This is a genomic window from Nocardiopsis protaetiae, from assembly GCF_045446735.1.
Taxonomy (GTDB): Bacteria; Actinomycetota; Actinomycetes; order Streptosporangiales; family Streptosporangiaceae; genus Nocardiopsis; species Nocardiopsis protaetiae.
The window spans coordinates 1-2,937 of record NZ_JBJJBV010000461.1 but is presented as its reverse complement, the minus strand read 5'-3'; the positions used below and the strand labels follow the sequence as shown (position 1 = coordinate 2,937).

Sequence of the window (2,937 nt, the reverse complement as noted above, 5' to 3'; positions counted from 1 at the left end):
CGGCGCCCGGACCCGGTCACCCTTCGACGAAGACCGCGACCGTGCGCGGCGGCACCGTCAGGGTGCCCGTCTGCGGGTCGAAGGCCGACTCGCGCACGACCCCGTCGTTCGACTCCGCCTGCACCGGGTGCAGGGCGACGTCGCCGCCGATGAGGGCGTCGACCCCCTGCCCGACCGTCTCGGGCGTCGCGTTGAAGACCACGGTCACCGACGTCCACTGACCGTCCAGGCCGGCGGTGTCGATGTGCATCGTGACCACGCCCAGGGCCTCGTCCGCGCCGCTGGTCGGGAAGGACACCCGCGCCTGGATCTCCTCGGCGGTGCCCAGGGAGAACGCCGGGGTGGACTCGCGGATCCGCAGCAGCTCGCCGAACCGGTCGCGGGAGGCGTCGGTCGCCGCGCAGTCCGCGACCAGCGCCGGGTCGGCCAGCAGCGGGCGGGCGTACACCCACTTGTCCTCGTTGTCCCAGGCCGGGGGCAGGCCGACGCCGAAGTTGTTGCCCTCGGAACAGTCCCGGGGGTACCGGTTGAACCAGTCGCCGGAGTCGTAGGAGTTGCGGTCCAGCGACTTGGAGCGCAGCCGCTCGCTGCCCGCGTGCACCAGCACCGGCCCCTGCCCGAGCACCGCCGTGCCCAGGGACAGCGCCTGCATCCGCACCCGGTCCTCCATCGGGGTGGACGGCGGGAGCTTGTAGGCGAGGGCGTCGTACAGGGTCTCGTTGTCGTGGGCGTCGACGTAGGTGATCGCCTCCTGCGGCGACAGGTTGTACCCGCCGGGGGCGCCGTTGTAGTCGACGTCCCGGCCGGTGACCTCCCGGCCGGAGGAGTCCGTGAACCGGTAGTCGCGCAGGTTGCCGGTCAGGCCGACCTTGATGAGGTCCTGGTAGCGGCGCAGCCGGTCCGCCTGCTCCTGCTCGGTGCCGTTGGCGGGCGAGTCGTTGGGGTCGGTGTACAGGCCGCTGCCGAAACCCTGCACGCGGGGGTCGGCGTCGAAGGGGCCGCCGCCGCGGACCGCGTCGCGCAGCCGGTCGTTGAACGTGCCGATGCCGGTCCCGGCCATGTTGATCTGGGTGGCCTGCTCGAACCGGGCGTCGTCGGCGATCTCGCCGAAGTTCCAGCCCTCGCCGTAGAGCAGGATGGCCTCCCCGTCGACGCCGTCCTCCTCCGGGGTGAGGGCGTCCAGGGCGGCGCGCACGTCCAGCATGTTCTGCTTGGGGTGGTGGCCCATGAGGTCGAACCGGAAGCCGTCGACCTTGTGGTCGCGGGCCCAGGTGACCACCGAGTCCACCACGAGCTTGCCCATCATGAGGTGCTCGGGTGCGGTGTTGGGGCAGCAGCTGGAGGTCTCCACGCCGCCGTCGCCGTCGAGCCGCTGGTAGTAGCCGGGGACGACCCGGTCGAGCACGGACTGCTCCCCCTGCCCGGCCTGGTGGGTGTGGTTGTAGACCACGTCCATGACCACGCGCAGCCCGGCGCCGTTGAGGCCGCCGACCATGGTGCGGAACTCGGTGATGCGCGCGTCGGGGTCGGTGGCGTAGGAGCCCTCGGGGACCGTGTAGTGGAAGGGGTCGTAGCCCCAGTTGAAGGCGTCCTGTGCGCGGACCTCGTCGATACAGGCCTGCTGCTCGGCGGAGTCGGGGGCGAACGATCCCAGGTCGCAGGCGGGTTCGGCGCGGTCGGCGGGGTCCTCGGGGACCGAGGCGATGTCGAAGACCGGCAGCAGGTGGACATGGTTCAGGCCGTCCTGCGCCTGTTCGGCGAGGTCGCGCATCCCGTCGCTGTCGGCCTCGCCGAACGCCGCGAAGGTGCCGCGCAGGTCGGCGGGCACGGTGGGGTCGGCAGCGGAGTGGTCGCGCACGTGCAGCTCGTGGATCGCCGCGTCCTCGAACCCGACGGCCTCGGGCTTGGCCAGGTCGGCCCAGCCCGCGGGGGCCAGGTCCGGGTCGTCGAGGTCGACCAGCCGGGAGCGGGCCGAGTCGGTGGACAGGGCGACCGAGTAGGGGTCGGTGACCCGGTTGGCCACGAACGCACCGCGGCCGTCGTCGGCGTAGGGGGAGAAAACCCGCACGTCGAAGGTGTAGTGGCGGCCCTCCCAGGCGGCGCCGCCCTTGACCGACCACACGCCGGTGCGGTCGTCGCGGCGCATGGGGACGGTGCGCTGGACGCCGCCGGTGGCGGCGGTGAACAGCTCCAGGTTCACCGAGCGGGCGGTCGGGGCCCACAGGGAGACGGTGGGCAGGCCCTTGGCGTCCCAGGTGACGCCCAGGTCGGCGTCGGCCGCGGCGGCGTAGACGTCGTCGAGCACGCCGGGGATCTGCACGCCGGTGGCGGCGGTGACGGTGCCGTCGGCGTCGAGCTCGACGACGGTGAGGCGTTCGGTGAGGGCGGTGCGCAGGCGGGCCGCGCCGAGGGTCCCCAGGTCCAGAACCGACAGGTCGGCCAGGTGGGGGCGGGCCGCGCGCTGCTCCTCGGTGAGCCCGTCGGGGTCGGGGGTCAGCTCCAGGAGGTCGTGGTCGCCGGTGATCCGGCCGTCGTCGACGGCGAAGTCCGCGTCGGCGGAGGCGACCAGGGCGTAGGAGCCGTCGGGGTCCAGGTCGGCGGGCCAGAGCACGGTGGTCGCGTCGATCCAGTGGGCCCGCTGCCGGGTGAGGTCCACCCCCTCCGCGGCGGCCGGCTCGGCGGGGGCGGCGAGGGCGATCGCGCCGCCGGGGGCGAGCAGGGCCAGGGCCAGTGTGGTGGCGAGCAGGGCCGGGCGGGGCCCGGGGCGCACGCGGGGAGGTCTCATGGGGGTGCGGGTCCTCTCGGGGGGAGGGGTGTCCCCCGCACGGTAATGAGACCCCGATCACTCGCGCAAGGGTTTCCAGTGGCTTTCTGAAAACTTGCGCTCAGATGACGACGACAGGCCCCCGGAAAGATGACAAGCCCCGGGAACGCGCC

Annotated in this window: 1 protein-coding gene; it reads right to left on the bottom strand. The window is 73.2% G+C overall.

Translation table 11 applies throughout. The features are described from left to right. Positions 1 to 16: 16 nt before the first annotated feature. Positions 17 to 2,785, bottom strand: a complete 2,769-nt coding sequence (gene pulA / locus ACJOT3_RS33845) for a pullulanase-type alpha-1,6-glucosidase (protein WP_406977207.1) — start codon at positions 2,783 to 2,785, stop codon at positions 17 to 19. Positions 2,786 to 2,937: the final 152 nt, after the last annotated feature.